This window comes from Acetobacter sp. KSO5 (assembly GCF_044094635.1).
GTDB lineage: Bacteria > Pseudomonadota > Alphaproteobacteria > Acetobacterales > Acetobacteraceae > Acetobacter > Acetobacter cerevisiae.
The window spans coordinates 148,767-171,539 of record NZ_CP172014.1; the positions used below are offsets into that span (position 1 = coordinate 148,767).

The following is a 22,773-nucleotide window of genomic DNA, read 5'->3' on the forward strand; positions in this document are numbered from 1 at the left end:
GTTTCCTCAGCCTCCCAGCCCGAACAATTGACGCACGCCGAGACCAATCAGCTGGTCAACGACAAAGAAGAACACAGATGCAAGCCCTGCCATGGCAAGCACAGCACCTGTTGTAATGAAAGTAGCACGTCGGGACGGCCATGTGACCCGTTCGGCCTCGGCACGCACATCACGCAGAAACTTACCGGGACTGACCGACACGAACTATCCTCTCTCCGCTGCCCGGTCCGATCTGGTTTGGACAGACGGCGCAGCCAATATCTTTCTGTCAGAAAACGCCGCAGGCTTTGCGGGCTTTCCAGCCAGTGTTGTCTGGCAGGGGTGGAGGGTCTCGAACCCACAACCTCCGGTTTTGGAGACCGGCGCTCTAGCCAATTGAGCTACACCCCTGCAGTGCGACAAGCCGACGCGGAAAGCAGGTATAACGGAAATCCGTCAGCCTGACCACCCATACGCGGCCCTTGCAGGAGGCGGAACAAAATATGTTGCGGCCCTAAAGTCAAGAGGCAGAAAACAATATCGTGCCAGATTGTGAAAAGAAGGCACAAAAACTCCCCTCATCACGGGGTTGCGAAGTGCTGCGTTTTGGGGGTAAGAAGCCTCTTAGAGCGCGGGCGTAGCATAGTGGTAATGCTGTAGCCTTCCAAGCTACCGAGGAGGGTTCGATTCCCTCCGTCCGCTCCAAAATAAATTTTCCTGAAAATTTAAATTTTTCCGCAAGCCCTGCTGAAATCAGAAGTGCCTCGCCGCTGTTGCGCATGGTCGCGTCTTTCTGTTTTCACCGTGTCGGGTGGTCCAGCACGCCGTTCTGCCGTGACGTTTAAGGATTCGGAAAGGGCGCTAACCGAAACGCCCCATAGCGGGTGGCGGGGCCGGTTGGTGCTGTCCTCTCAAAATCTCCTGGCCAAAACGATAGGCTAAGGGGGGGGGCGGCAATCTGTTCAGTGGCCCCGTGGGATGTCTTCTGATGGGAAGCCCATGCGTCCGGCTACTGCGCAGCGCGGCTGTTTGGGGATGGATTCGCTGTAAATCCGGTCGTGCATTCTTCGGCGTGGTCGGGACGGTCTTCTATGAGCTGGCTGGAGAATATTTTCAGCAAAGATTTTCCGCAGGTATCTCAGGGCTCCAAACACGCAAAAATACGGGCAAAGCAGTCTCTCCTAAGATGTTTTTCTGTCGAAAAGGTCATTTTCATACGGTCTGACAGAGGGAAACCAGGGGCACGGGTTCATTTTGGAAGAGGCTGCCGGTTGCGTGGCAGGTTTCAGCATGCTAGAGGCCGCGCCGACGCATGCTTGTGGCTAGATACAGCCAGAGGCGGAGTCATGTATGTGGAATGCCGGCGCGCACAGAAGGAAAGAGCCTAAAGAGTGGTGGCCTCGGGCGTAACGACAGCACAATCGGTTGCTTTTGCTTCCAACGGTCTCGAAGGCCGTTATGCAACTGCGCTTTATGAACTCGCAGCGGAACAGCAGCAGCTGGATGCAGTGCTTGATGAATGTGCGGCACTTGCCCGCCTGATCGATGAGAGTGCCCCTCTGCGCACTGTTCTGGATGATCGGCGGCTTGATATCCGTGTCTCCCGCAAGGCTGTTCTGGCCGTGCTGGACGCACAGGGTTTTTGCCAGACTCTTAAGAATTTCGTGGGTGTCGTTGCTGACAACCGCCGTCTGCCGAATTTGCGGCAGATCATGGCGGCAGTCGATGCCCTCGCTTCAGCCCGCCGTGGTGAAGTGGTTGCGGATGTCACATCCGCCCAGCCGCTCACAACCACGCAGCGCGCCCAGCTTCAGGTTCGTCTGGCCGAAGCCGGTTATTCCCGCATTACTATCCGTGAGCGTGTCGACTCATCCCTTCTCGGCGGCCTTGTCGTCCGTGTTGGGGCCAAGCTTTATGACGCCAGTCTTCAGACCCGCCTGTTTCGTTTGCATTACGCCATGAAGGGAGCCGCGTGATGGAAATCCGTCCCGCAGAGATTTCGGATATCCTCAAGCAGCAGATTGCTTCGTTCGACAAAGAATCCGATGTTGTCGAAACCGGCACTGTCCTGTCTGTCGGCGACGGCATTGCCCGTGTGTTCGGCCTGCAGCATGTGATGGCCGGGGAGCTCGTTGAGTTCCCGGGCTCCGGCCAGAAAGGCATGGCGCTGAACCTTGAGAGCGATAACGTTGGTATCGTGATCTTTGGTGATGACACCAACATCCGTGAAGGCGACACTGTCAGCCGTTCCGGTGTGGTGGTTGAAGTCCCCACAGGTAAAGGTCTGCTGGGTCGCGTTGTTGACGGTCTGGGTACCCCGATCGACGGCAAGGGCCCGCTGGCTGACGTTGAAATGCGTCGCGCTGAAGTGAAGGCTCCCGGCATTATGCCGCGTCAGTCCGTCAGCGAACCGATGCAGACCGGCATTAAAGCCATTGACGCCCTCGTGCCTGTTGGGCGCGGTCAACGTGAGCTGGTGATTGGTGACCGTCAGACCGGTAAGACGACCATTCTGACCGACACGATCCTCGCTCAGAAAACCGTTAATGACGAAGGCGACGACAAAAAATCCCTTTACTGCATTTACGTTGCTATCGGTCAGAAGCGCTCCACGGTCGCACAGCTCGTGCGTCTGCTGGAAGAAAAAGGCGCGATGAAATATTCCATCGTCGTCGCAGCAACGGCGTCCGATCCGGCTCCCCTGCAGTACCTGGCACCGTATGCTGCCTGTGCAATGGGTGAGTATTTCCGTGACAACGGCATGCATGCTCTGATCTGCTACGATGACCTGTCCAAGCAGGCTGTGGCTTACCGCCAGATGTCCTTGCTGCTGCGTCGTCCGCCGGGCCGTGAAGCGTATCCGGGTGACGTGTTCTACCTGCACTCTCGTCTACTGGAACGCGCTGCAAAAATGTCCGACGCCAACGGCGCTGGTTCTCTGACGGCTCTGCCAGTCATTGAAACGCAGGCTGGTGACGTGTCCGCCTACATCCCGACCAACGTGATTTCCATCACCGACGGGCAGATCTTCCTTGAGACCGATCTGTTCTACCGTGGTATCCGTCCAGCCGTGAACGTTGGTGGCTCCGTGTCCCGCGTTGGTTCTGCCGCACAGATCAAGGCGATGAAGCAGGTTGCCGGCAAGATTAAGCTGGAACTGGCTCAGTATCGTGAAATGGCTGCCTTCTCTCAGTTCGCGTCCGATCTGGACCCGGCAACGCAGAAGCAGCTTGCTCGTGGTGCCCGTCTGGTCGAACTGCTGAAGCAGCCCCAGTCTTCTCCGCTGACGGTTGAAGAACAGGTGATTGTGCTGTTTGCAGGCACCCGTGGCTTTATCGACGGCATCCCTGTTGAGAAAGTGGTGGCCTGGGAACACGCTCTGCTGGCTGATCTGCCGAACGGTGGGAAAGATATTCTGGCAACCATTGGTAAGGAGCGTCAGTTGTCCAAAGACACTGAAGCCCGCCTGACGGAATATCTGACCACCTTCAACCGCAACTTCGGCGGCTGAGGAGCAGGACTTATCCATGGCTTCCCTCAAGGAACTCCGCGCTCGTATCGGAAGTATCAAGTCGACACGGAAGATCACCAGCGCGATGAAAATGGTCGCGGCCGCAAAATTGCGCCGCGCCCAGGCCAGTGCTGAGGCTGCTCGTCCGTATGCTGCCGCCATGCGGCGGATGCTGGGTGAACTTGCTGCTGCCACGAAGGGGGAAGAGGGTGCGCCGCGTCTTCTGGCCGGAACGGGGCAGGATAAGGTTCATCTGCTGATCCCGATCACCAGTGATCGTGGCCTGTGCGGTGGCTTCAACTCCAACGTGCACCGCCTGACGCTCCAGACCATTAATAAGCTTCAGGCTGAGGGCAAAACCGTCAAACTGCTGCCGGTTGGCCGTCGTGCTCTGAACTTCTTTAACCGCGAGCATGCTGACCTGATCATTGATAAGGTCATCGGGTTCAGTGGTAAGGACGTTCCGTTTTCTGTAGCAAGCGGCCTTGGTGACAAGGTGAATGCGCTGCTGGAAGCTGGCGAAATCGACGTTTGCACGCTTGTGTTCAACAAGTTCCAGAATGCGATGACGCAGACCCCGGCATGCCTGCAGCTTGTGCCCATGGTGATGGATGATGCCGCGGCGAAAGCCGATGCTGCCTCCACCACGGCAGACGATGCAGCGCAGTACGAATTTGAACCGGATGAAGCAACGCTTCTGGCAATGCTCCTTCCGCGGAATCTGCAGGTTCAGATCTACGCTTCGCTGCTGGAAACAGCCGCAGGTGAGAACGGCGCCCGCATGACGGCCATGGATAACGCCACGCGCAATGCAGGCCGGACCATCGACAGTCTGAGCAAGGTCTATAACCGGACCCGTCAGACCAATATTACTAACGAACTGATCGAAATCATCTCGGGCGCACAGGCTGTCTGAGCCCGCTCGTTTGCCCCGCAGGAGCTGACCCATGTCGGATACCACAACCCAGACCCAGGCCCCTGCGGCCACAAAGACCAATTCTGTTGGCCGCATCACCGAGATCAGAGGGCCGGTTGTTGACGTGCAGTTCGAAGGTGAACTGCCGAAAATTCTCAACGCCCTTCACGTCAAGCTGGGTGAACAGACTCTGGTGCTTGAAGTGGCCCAGGAAATTGGCGAGCACGAAGTGCGTTGCATTGCCATGGACACCACCGACGGTCTGGTCCGCGGCGCAGAAGTGTCCGATACCGGCACGCAGATTTCTGTGCCGGTCGGCCCCGAGACCCTTGGCCGTATCCTGAACGTCATCGGTGAGCCGATTGACGAAAAAGGTCCGATCAAGACCGCACGTCGCGCCCCCATCCACCGTGATGCCCCGTCTTTTGAAGAGCAGGCTGCTGCTTCTGAAATCCTGATGACGGGTATTAAGGTTGTTGACCTGCTCTGTCCGTACCTCAAGGGCGGTAAAGTCGGCCTGTTCGGCGGCGCCGGCGTGGGCAAGACCGTTATTATTCAGGAACTCATCAACAACATCGCCAAGGCGCACGGTGGTGTGTCCGTGTTTGCCGGTGTTGGTGAACGTACCCGTGAAGGCAACGACCTGTATTACGAAATGCAGGACGCTGGCGTTATCAAGCTGGACGAAAACAACAACACCGAGGGCTCCAAAGTGGCTCTGGTGTTCGGCCAGATGAACGAACCGCCGGGTGCCCGTGCACGTGTTGCTCTGTCCGGCCTGACGCTGGCTGAATACTTCCGTGACGAAGAAAGCCAGGACGTGCTGTTCTTCGTGGATAACATCTTCCGCTTCACGCAGGCTGGTTCTGAAGTGTCCGCTCTGCTGGGCCGCATTCCGTCCGCAGTGGGCTACCAGCCGACGCTGGCTACGGAAATGGGTGCGCTGCAGGAACGTATTACGTCCACCAAGAAGGGCTCCATTACGTCCGTTCAGGCCGTGTATGTTCCCGCGGATGACCTGACCGATCCGGCTCCGGCTGCGACCTTCGCCCATCTTGATGCCACGACCGTGCTGAACCGCTCCATTGCTGAAATGGGCATCTACCCGGCCGTTGACCCGCTGGACTCCACGTCCCGCTCTCTGGACCCGGCTATTGTGGGTGAAGAGCATTACAACGTGGCGCGTGACGTGCAGCGTATCCTGCAGACCTACAAGTCTCTGCAGGACATCATCGCCATTCTGGGTATGGATGAACTGTCTGAAGACGATAAGCTGATCGTGGCCCGTGCACGCCGCATCCAGCGCTTCCTGTCTCAGCCGTTCCACGTGGCAGAAGTCTTCACGGGGGCACCGGGTAAGCTGGTTTCCGTGGCAGATACGGTTCGCTCCTTCAAGGCGATCTGTGCCGGTGAGTATGATGACCTGCCGGAAGCTGCGTTCTACATGGTTGGCACGATTGAAGAAGCCGTTGCCAAGGCAGAAAAAATGAGGGAATCGGTCTAACAGCCGGTTCCGGGAAGGAACAGCATTCATGCCGATCCAGATCGAGATCATCAGCCCTGAAAAGGTTCTGGTGTCGCGTGAAGTAGATATGGTGGTCATGCCGGGTGCGGAAGGCGATATCGCCGCCATGCCCGAGCGTGCCCCTATGATGCTTCTGCTGCGTGGTGGTGTTGTCTCACTGTACGAAAATGATGCCGTGACGGACCGTTTCTTCGTCGGTGGTGGCTTTGCGGACATGACGGCAACGCGTTGCACCATTCTGGCTGATAAAGCCGAGCCTGTGAGCGAAATCTCCATTGATAACGCCACAGCAACGCTCGAAGCGCTGACGGAAGCCTGGGACAAAGCCGACAAGACCGATATCTCGCGTCTGGATGTGCTTCAGGACAAAATCCTGTCTGTGCGTGCTGAAATCGAAGCCGGGTCTTCCGCTTCCTGAATCAGAACCGGGTTCTGCCCGGTCTTTGAGACAGACGACGCTAAGGCGCCGACCAGTTTCAAAAAAAGCCACCCTTGCGGTGGCTTTTTTTATGCGCTTGTTCTGAGTGTCAGCCGCGACCGCGATAGGTCGGCACGTCCTGTGACGGAATCCAGACATCAGCCGGCGGTGCGCCAGTCTGCCAGAACACATCAATCGGAATACCACCGCGCGGATACCAGTACGCGCCGATGCGCAGCCAGACCGGGTTGAGGCGTTCAACCAGAGTAGTGGCAATCTGTACGGAGCAGGCTTCGTGAAACGCGCCGTGGTTGCGGAAGCTTGTCAGGAACAGCTTGAGAGATTTGCTTTCCACAATCCACTGGTCCGGCACGTAATCAATCACGATATGCGCAAAATCCGGCTGGCCGGTGACCGGGCAGAGCGACGTGAATTCCGGAGCTGTAAAGCGCACCAGATAATTCTTACCGGGGTAGGGCGCGGGCACGCGTTCCAGAACGGCCTCTTCCGGGCTGGTCGGAGCGGGGGTTGCGCGGCCAAGCTGGGTGAGGGCGTCACTGCCGTCATCAGGGCGGGTCATGGCGTTTCTTTCCGTTAGGGTCTGTGTGTGTCTCATGTCGAAGCTGTGCGGGGTTTCGTCAAGCTTTTCAGAAAGTCAGGCGCTGCTGTCCGCTTCTTTTTCCTGTCAGGTGGTGTATGAAGGCAGACATGGCCAGAGCTTCCTCCCCCGCATTTCCCGAACCCCGCCTCATATCCACAACGGACGATCTGGCGACAACTCTTACCCGCCTGCGTGCAGAACCGTATCTGACGATTGATACGGAATTCATGCGTGAGCGCACCTACTGGCCGGAACTGTGTCTGGTGCAGATTGGCGGCGTGCAGGAAGTGGTGCTGATTGACACCATGGCGGACGGCCTGGATCTGGCGCCTCTGGCGGAACTGATGGCCGATGAGTCCGTGCTGAAAGTTTTCCATGCTGCCCGGCAGGATCTGGAAATTTTCCTGCACCTGTTTGATGCCTTGCCCACACCACTGTTCGATACGCAGGTTGCGGCCATGGTCGCCGGTTATGGGGATCAGGTTGGGTATGACAGTCTTGTCGGCTCGATCACGGGTCATGCGATTGATAAAAGTCACCGCTTTACCGACTGGTCCGTACGTCCGCTTTCTGCTGCACAGCTCACCTATGCCGCAGGCGACGTGACATGGCTGCGCTTTGTGTATGAACGGCTTGTGAAAAAGCTGGAGCAGGAAAAGCGGCTGGACTGGGTTTCTGCCGAAATGGCGGTGCTGACAGATCCGGCCACGTTCAGGGCCGACCCGGAAAAACAATGGGAACGTCTGCGGGCCCGCACGAGCAACCGCCGTATGCTGGGCATTTTGCGCGCCGTCGCAGCTCTGCGGGAGCGGGAAGCGCAGCGCGTAAACGTGCCGCGTCAGCGTTTGCTGAAAGATGAAAGTCTTCTGGAAATTGCCGCCACAGCGCCAACCACAACGGATGCTCTGGCCCGCGTGCGGGGGGTGTCTCGTGGGCTGGCCGAAGGGCGCACGGGGCTTGGCCTGCTGGACGCCGTGAAACAGGCGCAGGCTCTACCGGATGCGGAGCTACCGCGCTTGCCGAAAAACCGCAGCAAGGATGCCCCTCGGGCGTCCGCAGCTCTCATGGCTTTGCTGAAAGTGCTGCTTACCAGCTGCTGTGAAGAGCATGATGTTGCGCCCAAGCTCGTCGCATCCATGGATGATCTGGAAGCGCTGGCACTTGATCCGTCCGCTCCGAATCCGGCTCTGGCCGGCTGGCGGAAAGCGGTATTTGGGGATGCCGCTCTGGCCCTGTGCAATGGTGAGATTGCGCTGGCCGTAAAAGGCGGAAAAGTCGATATTCTGACCCGCTGAGGCCTCTGCCTTCCGCAGTAACAGGGAAGGCAGAAACGACAGCGAACAGCAGATAAGGGCTTTTTAGAAGCCCATTTCCTGCCAAAGATTGGCCAGCGGGCGTGCGCCCACATGCGAGATAATTTCAGACGCCGCGACAGAAGCCAGACGGCCACATTCTGGCAGGGTGCGACCAGAGGTCAGACCAGCGAGGAAGCCCGCGGCATAAGCATCGCCCGCGCCCGTTGTATCCACGACCTGCGTGGGGACCGGGGCGACGGTTGTCATCTGCCCGTCATGAATGACCACGCTGCCCAGACCTGAGCGGGTAAGTGCCGCAAAGGTGGTGTCTTCCAGCGTATGGCGGGCTGCTGTCTCAAAGTTTTCTGTTTCATACAGCGCGCAGATTTCATCTTCATTGGCGAAGAGAATATCGACGTGGCCTTTTACGAGATCCAGAAACGCCTCACGGTGGCGACCAACGCAGAACGGGTCAGACAGGGAGAGCGCAACCTGACGGCCATTCTGATGTGCGAGTGTTGCAGCACGGCGGAATGCTTCCTGCGCATGCGGCGGGTCAAACAGATAGCCTTCCAGATACACGATTCTTGAAGCCGCAATTACGTCCGTCAGCACATCATCCGGCGTGAAGTGTGTGCATGCACCAAGATAGGTCGCCATGGTGCGCTGGCCGTCCGGTGTGACCATAACGACGCAGCGTGCCGTCGGCAGGTTTTCAGACACATGGCCGTCCAGCGGTGTGGAGGGGAAGGTAATGCCGTTATCGCGCAGATCCTGCGCAAACTTCTGGCCAGCCGTATCGTGCGCAACTTTACCCAGATACGCCACGCGTGCGCCAAACTGTGCGGCTACAACACAGGTATTTGCAGCAGAGCCACCGCCCATCACCTGTTCCACTTTCAGGTTTTCGGTCAGGCTGTCGGCACGGGTCGCATCAATCAGCGTCATGCTGCCGGGGGTCAGATTCTGCTCAAGCAGAAACGCGGGTTCGACAGTGGCAAGAATGTCCGTAATGGCGTTGCCAATGCCGAGAATATCGTATTTTGCCTCAGAGCCAGTCATGACGATGTCTATTTTCCTGAAAAAATGAGCAGATCGGCTCTTTCGGTATCGCGCTGCCATAAAAAGGGCAACAGCAAGCGCTAACGGATGCTTGCCGCACGGTCTGTCAGCTGTATAACAAATTGGCTGCCAGCTTGATGGATCGACGCGGGCAAGTACAGACGTATAACCGCTGTCGCAGATACGGCAGCCAGCATGGCGGGGGGATTCTTGTTTAAAAGACGCAAGCCTGAAGATAACCGACCGGCCGGGCAAAATGCCGGTCAGAGTACCAGTCAGCCGGGCGCTGCGCGTCCTGCCGGAGCATTTGGTACACTTTTCCCTTCTTCTTCTCCCGCGGGTTCGCCTCCGTCATCCGGCAGCGGCACGGCACCTGCTTCCCGTCCAGACGCAACAAAGGAGACCTCCATGGGTCGTGCGCCTCTCCCCCCCGGTTCCCCTCTCTCTCCCAACGCTGGCGTGCCCCCCATGCCGGGTGCCGCTGCACGAGGCATGAACCCGCAGCAGCCGAAAAAAGAAGTTCCGGACCAGCGGACCCTCGTTGTCGGCCGCGGTATCAGCGTTCAGGGCACCGTGCAGGATGCTGAGCGTCTGGTTGTGGAAGGCACTGTGGAATCCAGCATGATTTCCGCTAAGGAACTTGCTGTCATGCCGGGCGGTCTGTTCCGCGGTGGTGTGGAAGTTGAGAACGCGGAAATCGCCGGGACGGTTGATGGCACGCTGACAGTGCGTGGCAGCCTGACAGTGCGTGCAACCGGCCGCCTGCTGGGTAAAGCTGCCTGCCGCCGCCTGAAGGTGGAAGATGGTGGTCAGATCACCGGTCAGCTGGAAATGCTGAGCGATGACAACAAAGCACCGAAGCCTGCTGCTCCCGCAACGCCTGCTGCGGATGCACCGGTTAAAGCTGAAGGCTGATCTGGTTCTGATCAGACGGGGGTGAAAGCCCCCGCTTTCAGTAAGACATAAAAAAGCGCGCCCTTTGCTGATGCAAAGCGGCGCGCTTTTTTATGGAACGTGCGGTGTGACGTCAGGCGACGTTATCGCGCCGGTCACGCAGTTTGACGTAAGCAATCTGTGCATGTTCTGCACAATAGGGCTTACCCGGCAGTGGTGTGGCTCCACAGAAATGGAAGCCCGGTGTGCCGGGGTCGCCAATCGGCCAGCAGCAGGACGGCCCACGGCGTTTTTTGGGTTCCGGGTCAGAAATGCTGCGCAGGGACGTTTTGGGCTTTGCTGAGGCGCGTGGCGCTGCCGGAGCTTTAGCTGGTTTAGCTTCAGCCTTGGGCTGTGGAGCAGGCTTGGGAGCCGGCGCGTCCACAGCCGGGGCCGCAGTTGTCGCAGGCTTGGCGTCTGCTACAGGGGGCGCAGCCTGAGGTGCTTTTTCCTTGGCGGGTGCAGCTGCGGCAGCCGGAGCTGCTTTTGCAGCACTTTCCGTGCCAGCGACTTTGGTTTTGTCACTCCGCCGGATGGGAGACGGACGCGGGGGCAGACTCAGACGATGCGCTTTGCCCACCACGGCGTTTTTGGTGATGGAGAGCCGACGGCCAATTTCTGCAGTTGAGAGGCCTTCCGCCCAGAGCTCTTTGAGCCGGGCGATCGTTTCATCGGTCCACTCCATGCACAGGCACCTTTTCGTATTGTCACGGGTCAGTGAAGCCAGATGCTTCAGTGCCGGGCATATTAAGGGCAGAGCAGGGGTATCTCAAGGAGAAAGGCCAGAAATTCTTGAAATCAGGCGGGTTTCTGGCTGTTTTACCGGCCTTAGTGCGTACCGGCTTCCATCATCAGGGGGTAGAGGGAGGCCACCAGCAGGGCGGCCATGGTCAGGTTGAACCCGCGCAGAATGGCAGGCTGGCTCAGCCAGCGGCGCATGAGGGCACCAAAGCTGGTCCACAGGCTGACGCACGGGATGGCAGTGAGGCCACAAATGATGCAGGCCAGAGCTAAGCCAAACAGAAAATTCTCATGCGGCAGATAGGCGGAGACAATGCCAATAGCGATAATCCACGCCTTGGGGTTAACCCACTGGAACCCCGCTGCCTGAAGGAAACTGATGGGTTGGCCTGCCCCGACCTCAGTTGAAGCCGGTGTTGCTGTGGCAATTTTCCATGCCAGCCACAGCAGATACGCCGCACTCAGATATTTCAGCCAGATATACAGCAGAGGAAAGCGCTCAAACACGACACCCAGCCCAAGCCCAACCAGCGCGACCATCAGTACAAACCCAAGGGCAACACCGAGCATATGTGGAATGGACCGCCGGAACCCGTGGTTCAGGCCCGAGGCAGCCAGCATGGTATTGTTCGGACCGGGCGTGATGGAGGCCACCAGAGCGAAAGCGGTCAGGGGGCCGAAGGTGCTCCAGAAGGACATGAGGCGCAAAACTCCGTTTGCAGAAGGCGGAAGAGCCATCATATTCAGGAAAATGCTCTTATGCTACGCTGGTGGTTCAGCCGCAGCGGCCCGAAAGGCCCGGTTGAGCAGTAACTGACAAGCCGGATTGCAGATCACTTTCGGCGCGCCGGCAGCCGCTTGCCATCTGTGCGGTGGATGGCAGAAAGTGCTGGGATCAGCCGCCATACTGATCGTCATCCTATTTGCGTCTGACGGTCAGTATGGCAGATCACCAAAAATTCTGGTCCGTTTTTAAGAAACCACTGTGATAATAAAAAGGTATTGTTTTCTTATTCAGTAAAAATTTCCGTATTTCCTCAATGAGATCTGCGTATTCTGCGCAAGATGTAAAGTAAGCCTGAAAAGCGTTTGCGAGGAAAATATCGGATAACGAAAGACGTTTTTCAAAGAGTTCCTGTTATACTGTAACGTCTGGGCGTCTTGTTGTGTTTCCGATACAGTTGTGCCCTGACAGAAAAGCAGATGTGACCAGAGAACACGTGCAGCACGGTAGCTCTCGGGGTCAGCTTGGGGCTATTCTGAAAAACATACAGCGCATCTGAAAGACGGTGCGCACAAACAGACACAATACACAGGGGATGAGCATGGACGTACGGGCAGCCGTAGCCTTTGAAGCGGGGAAACCGCTGGAAATTGAAACCGTGCAACTGGAAGGCCCGCGTGAGGGTGAAGTTCTGGTGGAAATCAAGGCAACGGGCCTGTGCCACACGGATAAATACACTCTCTCTGGTGCGGACCCGGAAGGTCTGTTTCCGGCTATTCTGGGCCATGAGGGGGCTGGCATTGTGGTTGAGGTCGGCCCCGGTGTGCGGCACCTGAAACCCGGTGACCACGTGATTCCGCTCTACACGCCGGAATGCCGGGAATGTAAATCCTGCCTCTCCCGCAAGACCAACCTGTGCACGGCTATTCGCTCTACACAGGGAAAAGGCCTGATGCCTGATGGGACCTCGCGTTTTTCCTTCAAGGGGCAGCCGATCCATCATTATATGGGCTGTTCCACCTTTGCGAATTACACGGTTCTGCCAGAAATCGCGCTGGCTAAAATTCGGGAAGATGCCCCGTTTGATAAGGTCTGTTACATCGGGTGTGGCGTGACGACTGGCATTGGGGCGGTGCTGTTTACGGCCAAGGTCGAGACGGGCTCCACAGTCGTGGTGTTCGGGCTGGGTGGCATTGGGCTGAATGTCATTCAGGGTGCGAAAATGGTTGGGGCTGATCGCATTATCGGTGTGGACATCAATCCGGACCGGGAAGCCATTGCCCGCAAATTCGGCATGACCGATTTTGTGAACCCGAAGGATCTGGGGCCGGATGGTGATCTGGTTGGTTATCTGATTGAACTGACAGATGGTGGCGCGGATTACACGTTTGAATGTGTGGGCAACCCGACTCTGATGCGTCAGGCGCTGGAATGTGCCCATCGTGGGTGGGGTGTTTCAACCATCATCGGTGTGGCTGGGGCCGGGCAGGAAATAAGCACGCGACCGTTCCAGCTTGTTACGGGGCGCCGGTGGATTGGGTCCGCATTTGGTGGGGCACGTGGACGGACCGATGTTCCAAAAATTGTTGATTGGTACATGGATCATAAGATCAATATTGATGATCTGATTACCCACAAGCTCCCGCTGGAAAAAATCAACGAGGGCTTTGATATGATGGCGCGCGGGGAGAGTATCCGCACAGTTGTAGAATATTAAAACGTGTTTCAGCCCCGGCCTTTTTGTGCCGGGGCTTTTTTAATGCGTCGCTCAGGGCAGAAGGCGCAGCACTGTGTCCGCAGGGCGGCATGCCGCAGCCCCTTTATTCGTCACGACAATCGGGCGGTTGAGCAGAGCAGGGTGTTCAGCAATCGCGTCCAGAATCTGATCATCCGTGACACTCGGGTCTTTTAGCCCCAGCTCTTCATAGAGCGGGCCTTTCTGGCGCAGCAGATCACGCGCTGTCAGCTCGGTCTGATTTACAAGCTCAGCCAGCTTTTCCCGGCTGGGGGGTGTTTTCAGATACAGCACAATTTCCGGCTCAATCCCGGCGTCTCGAATGAGGCCAAGGACCGTGCGGGACGTGCCGCAGGCGGGGTTGTGGTACAGCGTGACAGTCATGAACAGCGTCCTTGTAGCAGGTGAAAAAGAAAGACAGCCTCAGACGGGCAGAGGGCGATTATCGGCAATCGCTTCCATCGCCATGTAGGAGGTGACGGTATCAATGTCGATTTTTTCTATCATTTTGCGATAAATGGCATCAAAGGCATTCATGTCCCGCGCAACCACCTTCAGCATGTAGTCATACTCACCGGCAATCCGATAGAAATCGACAATATTGGGGATGGAGAGGATGATCTGCCGGAAGCTTTTCAGCCACTCCTGTGAGTGGTGGCGCGTTTTGATGAGGACGAGCACAGTCAGATCCAGCTCCACCGCAGCACGGTCCAGCCGCAGCGTTTGCCCTTGCATGACCCCTGCTGCGCGCAGGGCTTGCAGTCGCCGCCAGCACGCATTTTGAGACATGCCGACCCGCTCTGCCAGATCCCGCTGAGATAGCGAGGCATCCTGCTGCAAGGCACGAAGGATTGCACGATCAAAACTATCAAGTTTATGGGTCATAACCGATCATATGATCGAATATGACGGGATTCAATCATGAAATAGGGAAACTTTTTTGGATTGGTGTTTCTTATGATGGCGGAACAGCCTTTTCCAGTCTGCGTGGTTCCAGAATTATGATGACACCTTCCCCCGAAAACTTCTTTTCCCATTTTGCCAAAACCCTGCAGGGTGACGATGTGATTACCCGCCTGCGGGATGATCTGATTGGCGATAACCTGACCATTCCCGGTCCGTTTGGTCCCAAAAAGCTGGTCTATGCGGATTACGTTGCTTCAGGTCGGGCTCTGGGTGTGATTGAGCAGGCCATCGCCACGCAGGTGCTGCCCTACTATGCCAACAGCCATACGGAGGCCTCGTTCTGCGGGCAGGTGATGAACCGTATGCGGCATGAGGCCCGGCAAATCATTGCGCGCCTGTGCGGCGCTGAGCAGGGGTTTGCGACAATCTTCACGGGGAATGGTGCAACGGCAGGCCTGAACCGGCTCGTGCATCTGCTGGGAGTGCGGGATGCTGTGCGGGCCGACGAGTGCCCGCTTGTGCTGATCGGCCCCTATGAACACCATTCCAATATCCTGCCCTGGCGGGAAAGCGGTGCGGAGCTGATTGAAATTGCGGAAGCGCCGGATGGCGGCCCGGATCTGGCCCAACTGGAAGCCCTTCTGGCCGCAGCGGATCCAAACCGTCTGAAAATCGGCGCGTTTTCGAGTGCCTCAAACGTCACAGGTATTGTAACAGATACTGACTCTGTCACACGGCTTCTCAAAAAATATGGTGCGAAATCTGTCTGGGATTATGCCGGGGGTGGTCCTTACCTGCCGATTGATATGAAGGCCGGGACAGATGCGGAAAAAGATGCCGTCGTGCTTTCTACACATAAGTTCATTGGTGGCCCCGGCGCATCCGGTGTGCTGATTGTGCGGGAAGCTGCTGTCGCAACACAGGAGCCAACGCTACCCGGTGGGGGCACGGTGCGGTTTGTCTCTCCGTGGGGGCATGACTATTCAGGCAGTGTTACGGCGCGGGAAGAAGCTGGTACGCCGGATGTCGTGGGCAATATTCGGGCCGCTCTGTGTTTTCTGGTTAAGGATGCCATTGGCGCGGCGTTTATGGCGGAGAGAAATCACACGCTTTATCAGCGGGCCTATGACGCATGGCATGCCAACCCTTATCTGGAAATTCTGGGAAATTCGCAGGCAAAACAGCATCTGCCTATTTTCTCATTCCGCGTGAAGGATACAGACGGAAAGCTGATTCACCACCAACTGTTTACGCGGGTGCTGTCAGATCTGTATGGCATTCAGGCGCGGGGTGGATGTGCCTGTGCGGGACCGTATGCACATCGGCTTCTCTCGCTTGGTCAGGACGAATCCATGCGAATGCATGAAGCAATCCGTGCCGGGCAGGAAGTGGAAAAGCCGGGCTGGGTGCGTCTGAACTTCAGTGTGCTGATGGATGATGCCAAAGTGGCGTATATTCTGAAATCCGTGAATGAACTGGCTGAAAATGCCAGTATTATTGCGCAGTCTTATCTCTGTGACACCGCAACTGCACGCTTTAAATATCAGGAGACACTGGCAGCGGAATAAAGCCCGGTTGGCAGATATGTTTATTTCACGATGAACTTTGCCCCCTATTTCCTGTTCACTCAGTCAGACGTGCGTGCAGAGCTCAGCCACACCTTGTCGCTTTCTGCACCACAAGGTCAGTTCCTTACCTATCCTGCGTCAAAAGGAGCTGGTTACCGGGAACCGAGTGAACACTAAAGAGGAGCGCAGTCGCATCATGAAATTTGATCTTAAAGGCCGGAAAGCCATTGTGACGGGGTCTACCCTGGGGATTGGTCTGGCAACAGCCAAAGGGCTTGCAGCAGCCGGGGCAGACGTTGTGGTGAATGGGCGCAAGCAGGAGGCTTGCGAGAAAGCTGTTGCCGCCATCAAAAAAGATGTGCCGGATGCCCGGGTGACAGCCTGTGTGGCTGACTTAGGAACGGCAGAGGGATGTGACTCTCTTGTTTCAGCCCATCCTGTCTGCGATATTCTGGTGAATAATGTCGGCATTTTTTCACCCAAAGATTTCTTTGAAACATCCGATGAGACTTGGACGCAGTTTTTTGATGTGAATGTCATGTCCGGCGTGCGGCTCTCCCGCGCTTATCTGCCTGCTATGGAAAAGAAGGGCTGGGGGCGCGTTATTTTCATCTCTTCTGAATCTGCACAGAACATTCCAGTCGATATGATTCATTACGGCTTCTCCAAAACGGCGCAGCTGGCCGTCTCCCGTGGTCTGGCCAAACGGATGGCCGGCACGGGGGTAACGGTCAACGCTGTCCTGCCCGGACCGACGTTATCCGAGGGGGTGCAGGCCATGTTTAAGGAAAAAATGCAGGAAACCGGGAAATCTCTTGAAGAGATCAGTGAAGAATTCGTGCGCACCCAGCGCCCGTCTTCTCTGATCAGACGCCCGGCCAGCGTGGAAGAAGTTGCAAACATGATCCTGTATGTAGCGTCTCAGGAAGCGTCTGCTACAACGGGCGCCGCTCTGCGGGTTGAAGGTGGCATTCTGGAAACGATTTTCTAATATTGAAAAAGTCTTTAAATTAAAATCATCTTCCCCATGGCAGGAGAGAACTGCCATTCGGGGAAATAAGGGGGCGTATGAGTTCATGACATAATGTTCATGAACTCATACGCAACGTCTGCGCCGTTTCCTCGTTAGAAGTGTAAGGTTTTACAATGGGCGAGCACAATCAGTGCCGAAATGACAAGCGCGCTGGTGTTTCGTCTTTACACAATGCGGTGTAGAGACATCCTGATGCTTTCGTCCACTTTCCTATAAAGGGGACTATCATGACAGCTTCCACCACAGATAAAATCAGCTCTACCCTGACGGCTGTGGCCGATACGGTAACGGCGGCCACCACGGATAAATCCGGTTTGTCTTCCGCCCTTATTCATTATCTGGAACACAACAATAACGCCGGGCAGGCAATTGTACGTCGGCATGCAGAACAGCATGGTTTGCAGTCCGTTGTGTCCCACTGGGAAAACCACGCTGTTGTGGAACCCACGACGGAAGACGTTGTGCAGAAGCTTCTGCCGTCTGAGGTGATTGACCGACTGGCGGCAGAAAGTGGTCTGTCCCGCGGCGCTGCGATTACAAACCTGCAGGAAGTGCTGCCGCCAGCTTGCCGCACGGACAAGGTTGATGCGCAGCGGAAAGCACGTCAGGCCTAAAAACTCTCTGCCCGCAGGTTTATCCTGCGGGTCGCCTTGCAGTGTCTGAGTGCTCTTAAAGCTATCTCGTTCCTTTATTGGAGCGAGGTGGCTTTTTTTATGGGGGGATGCGTATTTTTAAAAAGGTGACGCCGTGTAGGAATGGCGGCAAAAAGCCTTGAGAGATCAGAAGACCAGTAAGGTGGGCAAGATGCTGAAAAACCTGTTCAGACGGTGGGGGCAGGGAGACCGGGCCAGCATTGTGCGCGATAGTCTGGCGGGGCTTTCTCTTGCCTGCATGAATATCCCGCAGGTGCTGGGGTATGCCCGTATTGCCGGAATGCCTGCCGTAACCGGGCTTTATACAGTTTTGCTACCGCTGGTGGCGTTTGCTGGTGTCGGGTCTTCGCGGCATCTGGTCGTGGCGGCAGATTCTGCAACCGCGGCCATTTTTTCCAGTGCTCTGGCACGCATGGCCTCGCCGGGCAGTGCGCATTACATGGCGCTTGTCAGCATGGTCGCGCTGTTGAGCGCCGGGTTCCTGCTGGCGGCACGGTTATTCAGGCTGGGCTTTCTGGCCGATTTTCTCTCCCGCACGGTGCTGGTTGGATTTATGGCGGGTGTTGGCCTGCAGGTCGGCATTGCCATGACGTATGACATGCTGGGCTTACAGGCCACAGCGCATAATCCTTTTCTCCAGTTTGTAGAGTTGCTGAAGGCGCTCCCGCATCTTGCGCCGTTAAGTGCGGCAATCTCGCTTGTTATGTGCCTGCTTTTATATGCCGGAGAGAAATTTGCACCGCACAAGCCACTGGCGCTGGTTCTGGTGGTTGGAAGCATTTTCGCCAGTTGGGCTATGGGGCTGGAGGCGCGAGGGGTTGCTCTGGTGGGGCCTCTGTCTGGGGGCTTGCCGTCTTTGCATTTCCCCAGGGTGGGGTGGAATGACATGCTCAGCCTGCTGCCGGTGGCGACTTCCTGCGTGTTCGTCATTATTGCGCAAAGTGCGGCAACATCCCGCACGTACGCTTACAAGTTTCAGGAAGATGTTGATGCAAACAGGGATATTCTGGGGTTAAGTGCTGCCAATGCAATGGCCGCCTTGAGCGGCACTTTTACGGTCAATGGCAGCCCGACGCAGACAGCCATGGCCGTGCAGGCCGGAGCCCGTAGCCAGAAGGCACAACTTGTTTTTGCCTGTGTCACGCTGGTTGTTTTACTCTTTCTCACGGGTCCCCTGCACTATCTGCCACGGTGTGTGCTGGGGGCTATTGTTTTTAGTGTTGCGATGGGGATGATTGACCTGCGGGCCTTATGGCGCATACGGCAGGAAAGCCCCGGAGAGTTCGGTCTGGCGCTGATCACCGCTGCTACGGTTGTGGGGGTGGGGGTGGAGCAAGGTATTCTGGTGGCGATTGTGCTCTCCCTGTTCCGCCATGTGCGGCATAGTTATGAACCACACACTATGGTTTTGCAGGAAGATGCCCAGACCAAGCTTCTGGAAGCTTCCCCAGTCAAGGCTGGGGTTGAAACGGAACCGGGCCTGATTGTGTATCGGTTCTGTGCAGATTTATTCTATGCAAACTGTAACCGCTTTGCAGATGATATCCGGTTTCTGATTAAAACAGCACCCACCCCTGTTCGCTGCATTGTGGTAGATGCCAGCGCCATTACGGATATTGATTATTCTGCTGCCAGCCTTTTGCGTACCGTTTTGCAGGAATTACAGGCAAAGTCTGTTTTGATTGCTTTTGGGCGGGTTAATCCGTTTTTACGGGCCGATATGGACCGCCACCGGATTAGTGCTGTTTTGGGTGAGGGCAATATTTATGCCCAGCTCCATACCGCAGTGGCCGCGGCCCGCTCTCATGCCCGGTGCGAAAAGGCATGAGAGCGGCAGCTTGTGAGGCTTTTTTGTCAGAACAGGCTCAAAGAGGAGGCATGCGCTCCGCTGGTAAGCCATGTGTGTAAAATACCATAAAAACCCAACAAGAAAACAGAATGAATCATTAAAAACTTATAAAATAAAAAGAAGTTTCTGAATGATACAAAAACCCCACGCCAGAGGTCCGACGTGGGGTGAAAAAGGTCTTTCTGCATACACTCCGTTACGGGAAGAGCTTACGCACAACCCGATAAGCAATGATGTAAAGCAGAAGGTAAAATGCGGGAATAAACAGAATTATTCCTTCAAGATCACCTAGCATGATTAAACCTCCTGATCTGAAGAGGAGCCGATTTTGCCGTCCTGCTGCGCATCCAGCAGGATTGCGCCGGCACCGGAAATGAGAATGATCATGATGGTACCAATCACCCAGGCGAAGTACCAGGGGCCCTGATCCCCCACAAAAACGGCAAACAGCAGGGAGACGACCAGAGCAGCGGCCAGACCGGCCAGACGTAACAGTTGCATGGTAAAGTTCCCTTTTAGTAGCTGTGGCTATCGTTAACGATGTCCGCCGTGTGAACTTTGCCGCGCATCACGTAGTAGCACCATGAGGTGTAGCAGAGGATGATGGGCACAAAGATCAGCGCGACAACCAGCATGCAGGTCAGGCCATAAGCACTGGCGGAGCTGTTCCAGATGGTCAGGCTCTGGTCCGGTGCGGTGGTGGAGGGCATGAAGAACGGGAACATCGCCGCAGCAACCGTGCCAATGGTGCCAATCCATGAACCAAGCCCAATCCACCAGGCGAGAATGACCTTGTTCATGCGTGCAGCCAGTGTTCCGCCAATCATGCTGGCCAGCCCAAGCAGGGGCAGCAGCCAGAGGACCGGATGGGCGGCGTAATTATGCAGCCAGCCACCGGCAACCATGGCGACGTGCTGGCCGTGCATGGGGGAGGCCGGCATAGCCGGGTCGACCGGGGCGGTGAAAACAAAGCCCTGCATGCGGGCAATAAAGAAACCACCAATGATAAACAGTATCGCTGCCGTCAGGCCGCCGCGCAGGGCGTAGCGACGGGCACGGTCATAAATCGGGTTTTCTGCCCGCAGCATCAGCATCACGCCACCCTGATACACACTCAGGGCAACGGACATCAGACCGCACAGAATGGCAAACGGGTTCAGCAGATATGAGAAAAAGGAGCTGTCCTGATAATACTGTCCGGTCCAGCCAAAATGGTAGCCAACACCATGCAGGATGTTCCCGAAGGCCGCGCCGTAGATGAACATGGGCAGGAAACCGGAAATCAGAAACACCCAGTCCCAGCTGGCGCGCCAGAGGTGGGAGTCCGCCTTGGAGCGATATTCAAAGGCGACAGGCCGCAGGATCATGCTGAACAGCAGCAGGATCATCACGACATAAAAAACGGAAAAGGACGTGGCATAGAGGGTGGGGAAGGCGGCAAAAATCGCCCCGCCTCCCAGAATAAACCAGACCTGGTTCCCATCCCAGTGCGGGCCGATGATGTTGAGGGCCGTGCGGCGCTCTCCATCATTCCGCCCTACAAAGCGGAGCAGGGTGCCAACGCCCATATCCATGCCGACCATCAGCCCGAGGCCGATCAGCAGCACGCACAGCAGAGCCGCCCAGATCAGTTTGAGAAGTGCATAAAGTTCCATATCAGGACCTTTCTTTCAACAAAAACATCAGTGACCTGAGGCGTGCGGGGTGCCGACAACAGCGCAATGGGCGGCATACGCATCATCACTGTGCGGGGCGTCATGAGCTTCCGGGCCAAGGCGTGCGAACTTGAACATCAGATACAGTTCTGCCGCGATAAAGATGCTGTAGAGCAGCGCAAAACCTGCCAGAGAGAACACCATGTAGGACGTGCTGTGCGTGGAGGCGGACAGGAAGGTCGGCAGCGTGTTGAACACCGTCCAGGGCTGACGGCCAGCTTCTGCAGTAATCCATCCGAATTCTGTTGCCAGAATAGGCAGCGGGATAGACCACATGCAGGCCTTGAGGATGAGCTTGTTCCGCTCCAGCTTGTTCTTCAGGCTCAGGTAAGCGGAAATGGCAAACAGCGCGAAGAAATACAGCGCAAGAAACACCATGATACGGAAAGACCAGAAAGTAACAAACACATTCGGCAGAATGTCGGGTTTCGTCTGTTCCACAACGCTCTGCAGGGCATCTGCCGGAATGGCCGTTACGTCCTGATTGGGGGCGTGGCGGGTGGCCAGAAAGCCAAAGCCGAGGTCGGCTTCATGCGCCTTGAACGCATCCAGATCAGCCTGCTGGTGTGTTTCCTGATACCGGCGCAGGGCAGAGACAGCGACAATCCCGGATTCAATGCGCGGTGCGGCAGCATCTTCCAGTTCGTGCATGCCACGGATAGGCGTGTTGAAGTCATGCGTAATAAGCGGTGTGAGAACAAACGGGACACCAATTTCAAAATGGTTTTCCTGTTTGGCATCATCCGGGAGAGCCGCCAGAATCCACGGTTCATACGGCGGTTTGCTGGTGTGCCACAGGCCTTCAATGGCAGCGATTTTGGTCGGCTGTTCCATATAGTCTTCACGGCCCAGAACATCACCCAGCGTGATGACGGCAACAGTGGAGATAATGCCGAACAGTGCTGCCATACGGAAAGATCGGGCTGCAAACTGCCTGTGCTGACCACGCAGCAGATAAAATGCACTCACACCCATAACAAGCAGAGCCGCAGAGACATACCCGGCAACAGAGGTATGTACGAACTTGGCCTGTGCATCCGGGCTGAAGATCAGTTTTACAAAGCTGTCAAACTGCAGGCGCATGGTGTCCGGGTCAAAATGCGCACCGTGCGGCACGTTCATGCCGGCGTTCGCAATCAGAATCCACAGGGCAGAGAGGTTGGAGCCGAGGGCCACCAGATACGTCACGGCCAGATGGGCCTGTTTGCTCAGGCGGTCCCAGCCAAAAAACATAAGGCCCACAAAGGTGGATTCCATAAAGAAGGCCATCAGACCTTCAATGGCCAGCGGCGTGCCGAACATGTCCCCAAAAAAGCGGGAATACATGGACCAGTTGGTGCCGAATTCAAACTCCATGGTAATGCCGGTGGCAACGCCGAGGGCAAAGTTAATGCCGAACAGCTTGCCCCAGAACATGGCCATGTCTTTGTAAATTTTTCTGCCGGTTACAACATAGACAGTTTCCATGGCAGCCAGCATGAATGTCAGGCCCAGCGTGAGGGGGACAAACATGAAGTGGTAAAGCGCTGTCAGCGCGAACTGAAAGCGTGAAAGATCAACAACAGTCGGGTTGATCATGTCCATTTTAAAAATCCTTTATCATAGGCAC

The 22,773-nt window shown here is 56.3% G+C and carries 23 protein-coding genes and 2 tRNA genes; 13 read left to right on the forward strand and 12 right to left on the reverse strand.

Annotation, left to right across the window (positions count from 1 at the left end; all coding sequences use genetic code 11):
* Positions 1 to 6: 6 nt before the first annotated feature.
* Together secE and ACHQGU_RS00640 are read right to left on the reverse strand one after the other, a co-directional pair.
* Positions 7 to 201, reverse strand: coding sequence for a preprotein translocase subunit SecE (gene secE / locus ACHQGU_RS00635; protein ID WP_025825930.1), 195 nt, complete (start codon positions 199 to 201; stop codon positions 7 to 9).
* Positions 202 to 313: 112 nt separating this feature from the next.
* Positions 314 to 390 (reverse strand) — tRNA-Trp (locus tag ACHQGU_RS00640).
* 220 nt (positions 391 to 610) lie between these two features.
* Between ACHQGU_RS00640 and ACHQGU_RS00645 the strand changes: the two genes are divergently transcribed.
* From ACHQGU_RS00645 to atpC, 6 genes are all read left to right on the forward strand, one after another.
* Positions 611 to 684, forward strand: a tRNA-Gly gene (locus tag ACHQGU_RS00645).
* A 686-nt stretch (positions 685 to 1,370) separates the two neighbouring features.
* Positions 1,371 to 1,955: an ATP synthase F1 subunit delta gene (gene atpH, locus ACHQGU_RS00650; protein WP_025825935.1), complete on the forward strand. Its 585-nt coding sequence runs from the start codon at positions 1,371 to 1,373 to the stop codon at positions 1,953 to 1,955.
* Positions 1,955 to 3,490, forward strand: coding sequence for a F0F1 ATP synthase subunit alpha (gene atpA / locus ACHQGU_RS00655; RefSeq protein WP_215753984.1), 1,536 nt, complete (start codon positions 1,955 to 1,957; stop codon positions 3,488 to 3,490). Before atpH ends, atpA begins: the two co-directional genes overlap by 1 nt.
* Positions 3,491 to 3,506: 16 nt before the next feature.
* The gene (locus ACHQGU_RS00660; protein ID WP_062141606.1) at positions 3,507 to 4,406 is read left to right on the forward strand and encodes a F0F1 ATP synthase subunit gamma; all 900 of its coding nucleotides are present in this window, start codon (positions 3,507 to 3,509) and stop codon (positions 4,404 to 4,406) included.
* A gap of 31 nt (positions 4,407 to 4,437) precedes the next feature.
* On the forward strand, positions 4,438 to 5,910 hold the full coding sequence (gene atpD / locus ACHQGU_RS00665; RefSeq protein ID WP_043549205.1) for a F0F1 ATP synthase subunit beta: 1,473 nt from the start codon (positions 4,438 to 4,440) through the stop codon (positions 5,908 to 5,910).
* 28 nt (positions 5,911 to 5,938) lie between these two features.
* Entirely contained in the window at positions 5,939 to 6,349 is a 411-nt protein-coding gene (gene atpC, locus ACHQGU_RS00670) for an ATP synthase F1 subunit epsilon (protein WP_062141605.1), read from the forward strand.
* Between the two features lie 109 nt (positions 6,350 to 6,458).
* Here atpC and queF read toward each other — a convergent pair whose 3' ends face one another.
* Positions 6,459 to 6,929 (reverse strand): preQ(1) synthase, encoded by a 471-nt coding sequence (queF, locus tag ACHQGU_RS00675; protein ID WP_281701543.1) that lies wholly within the window; start codon positions 6,927 to 6,929, stop codon positions 6,459 to 6,461.
* Between the two features lie 128 nt (positions 6,930 to 7,057).
* Between queF and rnd the strand changes: the two genes are divergently transcribed.
* Positions 7,058 to 8,245 carry a ribonuclease D gene (rnd, locus tag ACHQGU_RS00680; RefSeq protein WP_395495538.1) on the forward strand — a complete coding sequence of 396 codons (1,188 nt, stop codon included), beginning with the start codon at positions 7,058 to 7,060 and terminating at the stop codon, positions 8,243 to 8,245.
* 63 nt (positions 8,246 to 8,308) lie between these two features.
* Here the strand turns inward: rnd and ACHQGU_RS00685 are convergent, their stop codons facing one another.
* Together ACHQGU_RS00685 and ACHQGU_RS00690 are read right to left on the reverse strand one after the other, a co-directional pair.
* Positions 8,309 to 9,307 carry an adenosine kinase gene (locus ACHQGU_RS00685; RefSeq protein WP_395495539.1) on the reverse strand — a complete coding sequence of 333 codons (999 nt, stop codon included), beginning with the start codon at positions 9,305 to 9,307 and terminating at the stop codon, positions 8,309 to 8,311.
* A gap of 275 nt (positions 9,308 to 9,582) precedes the next feature.
* The gene (locus ACHQGU_RS00690) at positions 9,583 to 9,717 is read right to left on the reverse strand and encodes a hypothetical protein (RefSeq protein ID WP_373320540.1); all 135 of its coding nucleotides are present in this window, start codon (positions 9,715 to 9,717) and stop codon (positions 9,583 to 9,585) included.
* Here ACHQGU_RS00690 and ACHQGU_RS00695 point away from each other — a divergent pair.
* Positions 9,716 to 10,222 carry a polymer-forming cytoskeletal protein gene (locus ACHQGU_RS00695; protein ID WP_062250515.1) on the forward strand — a complete coding sequence of 169 codons (507 nt, stop codon included), beginning with the start codon at positions 9,716 to 9,718 and terminating at the stop codon, positions 10,220 to 10,222. The genes ACHQGU_RS00690 and ACHQGU_RS00695 overlap by 2 nt on opposite strands.
* 112 nt (positions 10,223 to 10,334) lie before the next feature.
* On the opposite strand, the gene ACHQGU_RS00700 is transcribed toward ACHQGU_RS00695, so the two are convergent.
* Complete coding sequence (locus ACHQGU_RS00700) at positions 10,335 to 10,925, reverse strand: GcrA family cell cycle regulator (protein ID WP_062141600.1); 591 nt, start codon at positions 10,923 to 10,925, stop codon at positions 10,335 to 10,337.
* A gap of 143 nt (positions 10,926 to 11,068) precedes the next feature.
* Positions 11,069 to 11,680 (reverse strand): LysE family translocator, encoded by a 612-nt coding sequence (locus ACHQGU_RS00705; protein WP_395495540.1) that lies wholly within the window; start codon positions 11,678 to 11,680, stop codon positions 11,069 to 11,071.
* 626 nt (positions 11,681 to 12,306) lie between these two features.
* On the opposite strand from ACHQGU_RS00705, the gene ACHQGU_RS00710 reads away from it, so the two are divergent.
* Complete coding sequence (locus ACHQGU_RS00710; protein ID WP_395495541.1) at positions 12,307 to 13,422, forward strand: S-(hydroxymethyl)glutathione dehydrogenase/class III alcohol dehydrogenase; 1,116 nt, start codon at positions 12,307 to 12,309, stop codon at positions 13,420 to 13,422.
* A gap of 51 nt (positions 13,423 to 13,473) precedes the next feature.
* On the opposite strand, the gene arsC is transcribed toward ACHQGU_RS00710, so the two are convergent.
* The gene (arsC, locus tag ACHQGU_RS00715; protein WP_215753980.1) at positions 13,474 to 13,824 is read right to left on the reverse strand and encodes an arsenate reductase (glutaredoxin); all 351 of its coding nucleotides are present in this window, start codon (positions 13,822 to 13,824) and stop codon (positions 13,474 to 13,476) included.
* 39 nt (positions 13,825 to 13,863) lie between these two features.
* On the reverse strand, positions 13,864 to 14,325 hold the full coding sequence (locus ACHQGU_RS00720; RefSeq protein ID WP_086653232.1) for an Lrp/AsnC family transcriptional regulator: 462 nt from the start codon (positions 14,323 to 14,325) through the stop codon (positions 13,864 to 13,866).
* A 116-nt stretch (positions 14,326 to 14,441) separates the two neighbouring features.
* Between ACHQGU_RS00720 and ACHQGU_RS00725 the strand changes: the two genes are divergently transcribed.
* From ACHQGU_RS00725 to ACHQGU_RS00740, 4 genes are all read left to right on the forward strand, one after another.
* Positions 14,442 to 15,914, forward strand: coding sequence for an aminotransferase class V-fold PLP-dependent enzyme (locus ACHQGU_RS00725; protein WP_395495542.1), 1,473 nt, complete (start codon positions 14,442 to 14,444; stop codon positions 15,912 to 15,914).
* 196 nt (positions 15,915 to 16,110) lie between these two features.
* On the forward strand, positions 16,111 to 16,905 hold the full coding sequence (locus tag ACHQGU_RS00730; RefSeq protein ID WP_395495543.1) for an SDR family NAD(P)-dependent oxidoreductase: 795 nt from the start codon (positions 16,111 to 16,113) through the stop codon (positions 16,903 to 16,905).
* Between the two features lie 269 nt (positions 16,906 to 17,174).
* A complete protein-coding gene (locus tag ACHQGU_RS00735; RefSeq protein WP_062141596.1) occupies positions 17,175 to 17,561 on the forward strand; it encodes a hypothetical protein in 387 nt (128 codons plus the stop codon).
* Between the two features lie 190 nt (positions 17,562 to 17,751).
* Entirely contained in the window at positions 17,752 to 19,428 is a 1,677-nt protein-coding gene (locus ACHQGU_RS00740) for a SulP family inorganic anion transporter (protein ID WP_395495544.1), read from the forward strand.
* Between the two features lie 318 nt (positions 19,429 to 19,746).
* Here the strand turns inward: ACHQGU_RS00740 and ACHQGU_RS00745 are convergent, their stop codons facing one another.
* Genes ACHQGU_RS00745 through ACHQGU_RS00755 form a run of 3 tightly spaced genes read right to left on the reverse strand, consistent with a single transcriptional unit; the run spans position 19,747 to position 22,748 of the window.
* The gene (locus ACHQGU_RS00745; protein ID WP_062250524.1) at positions 19,747 to 19,950 is read right to left on the reverse strand and encodes a hypothetical protein; all 204 of its coding nucleotides are present in this window, start codon (positions 19,948 to 19,950) and stop codon (positions 19,747 to 19,749) included.
* Between the two features lie 14 nt (positions 19,951 to 19,964).
* On the reverse strand, positions 19,965 to 21,104 hold the full coding sequence (gene cydB / locus ACHQGU_RS00750) for a cytochrome d ubiquinol oxidase subunit II (protein ID WP_062250526.1): 1,140 nt from the start codon (positions 21,102 to 21,104) through the stop codon (positions 19,965 to 19,967).
* A 27-nt stretch (positions 21,105 to 21,131) separates the two neighbouring features.
* Positions 21,132 to 22,748: a cytochrome ubiquinol oxidase subunit I gene (locus tag ACHQGU_RS00755; protein WP_062250527.1), complete on the reverse strand. Its 1,617-nt coding sequence runs from the start codon at positions 22,746 to 22,748 to the stop codon at positions 21,132 to 21,134.
* Between the last annotated feature and the right edge of the window lie 25 nt (positions 22,749 to 22,773).

Excerpts from the sequence above, each read along its gene's own strand:
- rnd (WP_395495538.1), top strand. The coding sequence starts at position 7,058 with ATGGCCAGAGCTTCCTCCCCCGCATTTCCCGAACCCCGCCTCATATCC.
- ACHQGU_RS00725 (WP_395495542.1), top strand. The coding sequence starts at position 14,442 with ATGATGACACCTTCCCCCGAAAACTTCTTTTCCCATTTTGCCAAAACC.
- atpA (WP_215753984.1), top strand. The coding sequence starts at position 1,955 with ATGGAAATCCGTCCCGCAGAGATTTCGGATATCCTCAAGCAGCAGATT.
- atpC (WP_062141605.1), top strand. The coding sequence starts at position 5,939 with ATGCCGATCCAGATCGAGATCATCAGCCCTGAAAAGGTTCTGGTGTCG.
- ACHQGU_RS00720 (WP_086653232.1), bottom strand. The coding sequence starts at position 14,325 with ATGACCCATAAACTTGATAGTTTTGATCGTGCAATCCTTCGTGCCTTG.
- ACHQGU_RS00660 (WP_062141606.1), top strand. The coding sequence starts at position 3,507 with ATGGCTTCCCTCAAGGAACTCCGCGCTCGTATCGGAAGTATCAAGTCG.
- atpD (WP_043549205.1), top strand. The coding sequence starts at position 4,438 with ATGTCGGATACCACAACCCAGACCCAGGCCCCTGCGGCCACAAAGACC.
- ACHQGU_RS00710 (WP_395495541.1), top strand. The coding sequence starts at position 12,307 with ATGGACGTACGGGCAGCCGTAGCCTTTGAAGCGGGGAAACCGCTGGAA.
- ACHQGU_RS00685 (WP_395495539.1), bottom strand. The coding sequence starts at position 9,307 with ATGACTGGCTCTGAGGCAAAATACGATATTCTCGGCATTGGCAACGCC.
- ACHQGU_RS00740 (WP_395495544.1), top strand. The coding sequence starts at position 17,752 with ATGCTGAAAAACCTGTTCAGACGGTGGGGGCAGGGAGACCGGGCCAGC.
- arsC (WP_215753980.1), bottom strand. The coding sequence starts at position 13,824 with ATGACTGTCACGCTGTACCACAACCCCGCCTGCGGCACGTCCCGCACG.
- ACHQGU_RS00695 (WP_062250515.1), top strand. The coding sequence starts at position 9,716 with ATGGGTCGTGCGCCTCTCCCCCCCGGTTCCCCTCTCTCTCCCAACGCT.
- queF (WP_281701543.1), bottom strand. The coding sequence starts at position 6,929 with ATGACCCGCCCTGATGACGGCAGTGACGCCCTCACCCAGCTTGGCCGC.
- ACHQGU_RS00755 (WP_062250527.1), bottom strand. The coding sequence starts at position 22,748 with ATGGACATGATCAACCCGACTGTTGTTGATCTTTCACGCTTTCAGTTC.
- ACHQGU_RS00745 (WP_062250524.1), bottom strand. The coding sequence starts at position 19,950 with ATGCAACTGTTACGTCTGGCCGGTCTGGCCGCTGCTCTGGTCGTCTCC.
- ACHQGU_RS00735 (WP_062141596.1), top strand. The coding sequence starts at position 17,175 with ATGACAGCTTCCACCACAGATAAAATCAGCTCTACCCTGACGGCTGTG.
- cydB (WP_062250526.1), bottom strand. The coding sequence starts at position 21,104 with ATGGAACTTTATGCACTTCTCAAACTGATCTGGGCGGCTCTGCTGTGC.
- ACHQGU_RS00700 (WP_062141600.1), bottom strand. The coding sequence starts at position 10,925 with ATGGAGTGGACCGATGAAACGATCGCCCGGCTCAAAGAGCTCTGGGCG.
- ACHQGU_RS00690 (WP_373320540.1), bottom strand. The coding sequence starts at position 9,717 with ATGGAGGTCTCCTTTGTTGCGTCTGGACGGGAAGCAGGTGCCGTGCCG.
- ACHQGU_RS00705 (WP_395495540.1), bottom strand. The coding sequence starts at position 11,680 with ATGTCCTTCTGGAGCACCTTCGGCCCCCTGACCGCTTTCGCTCTGGTG.
- ACHQGU_RS00730 (WP_395495543.1), top strand. The coding sequence starts at position 16,111 with ATGAAATTTGATCTTAAAGGCCGGAAAGCCATTGTGACGGGGTCTACC.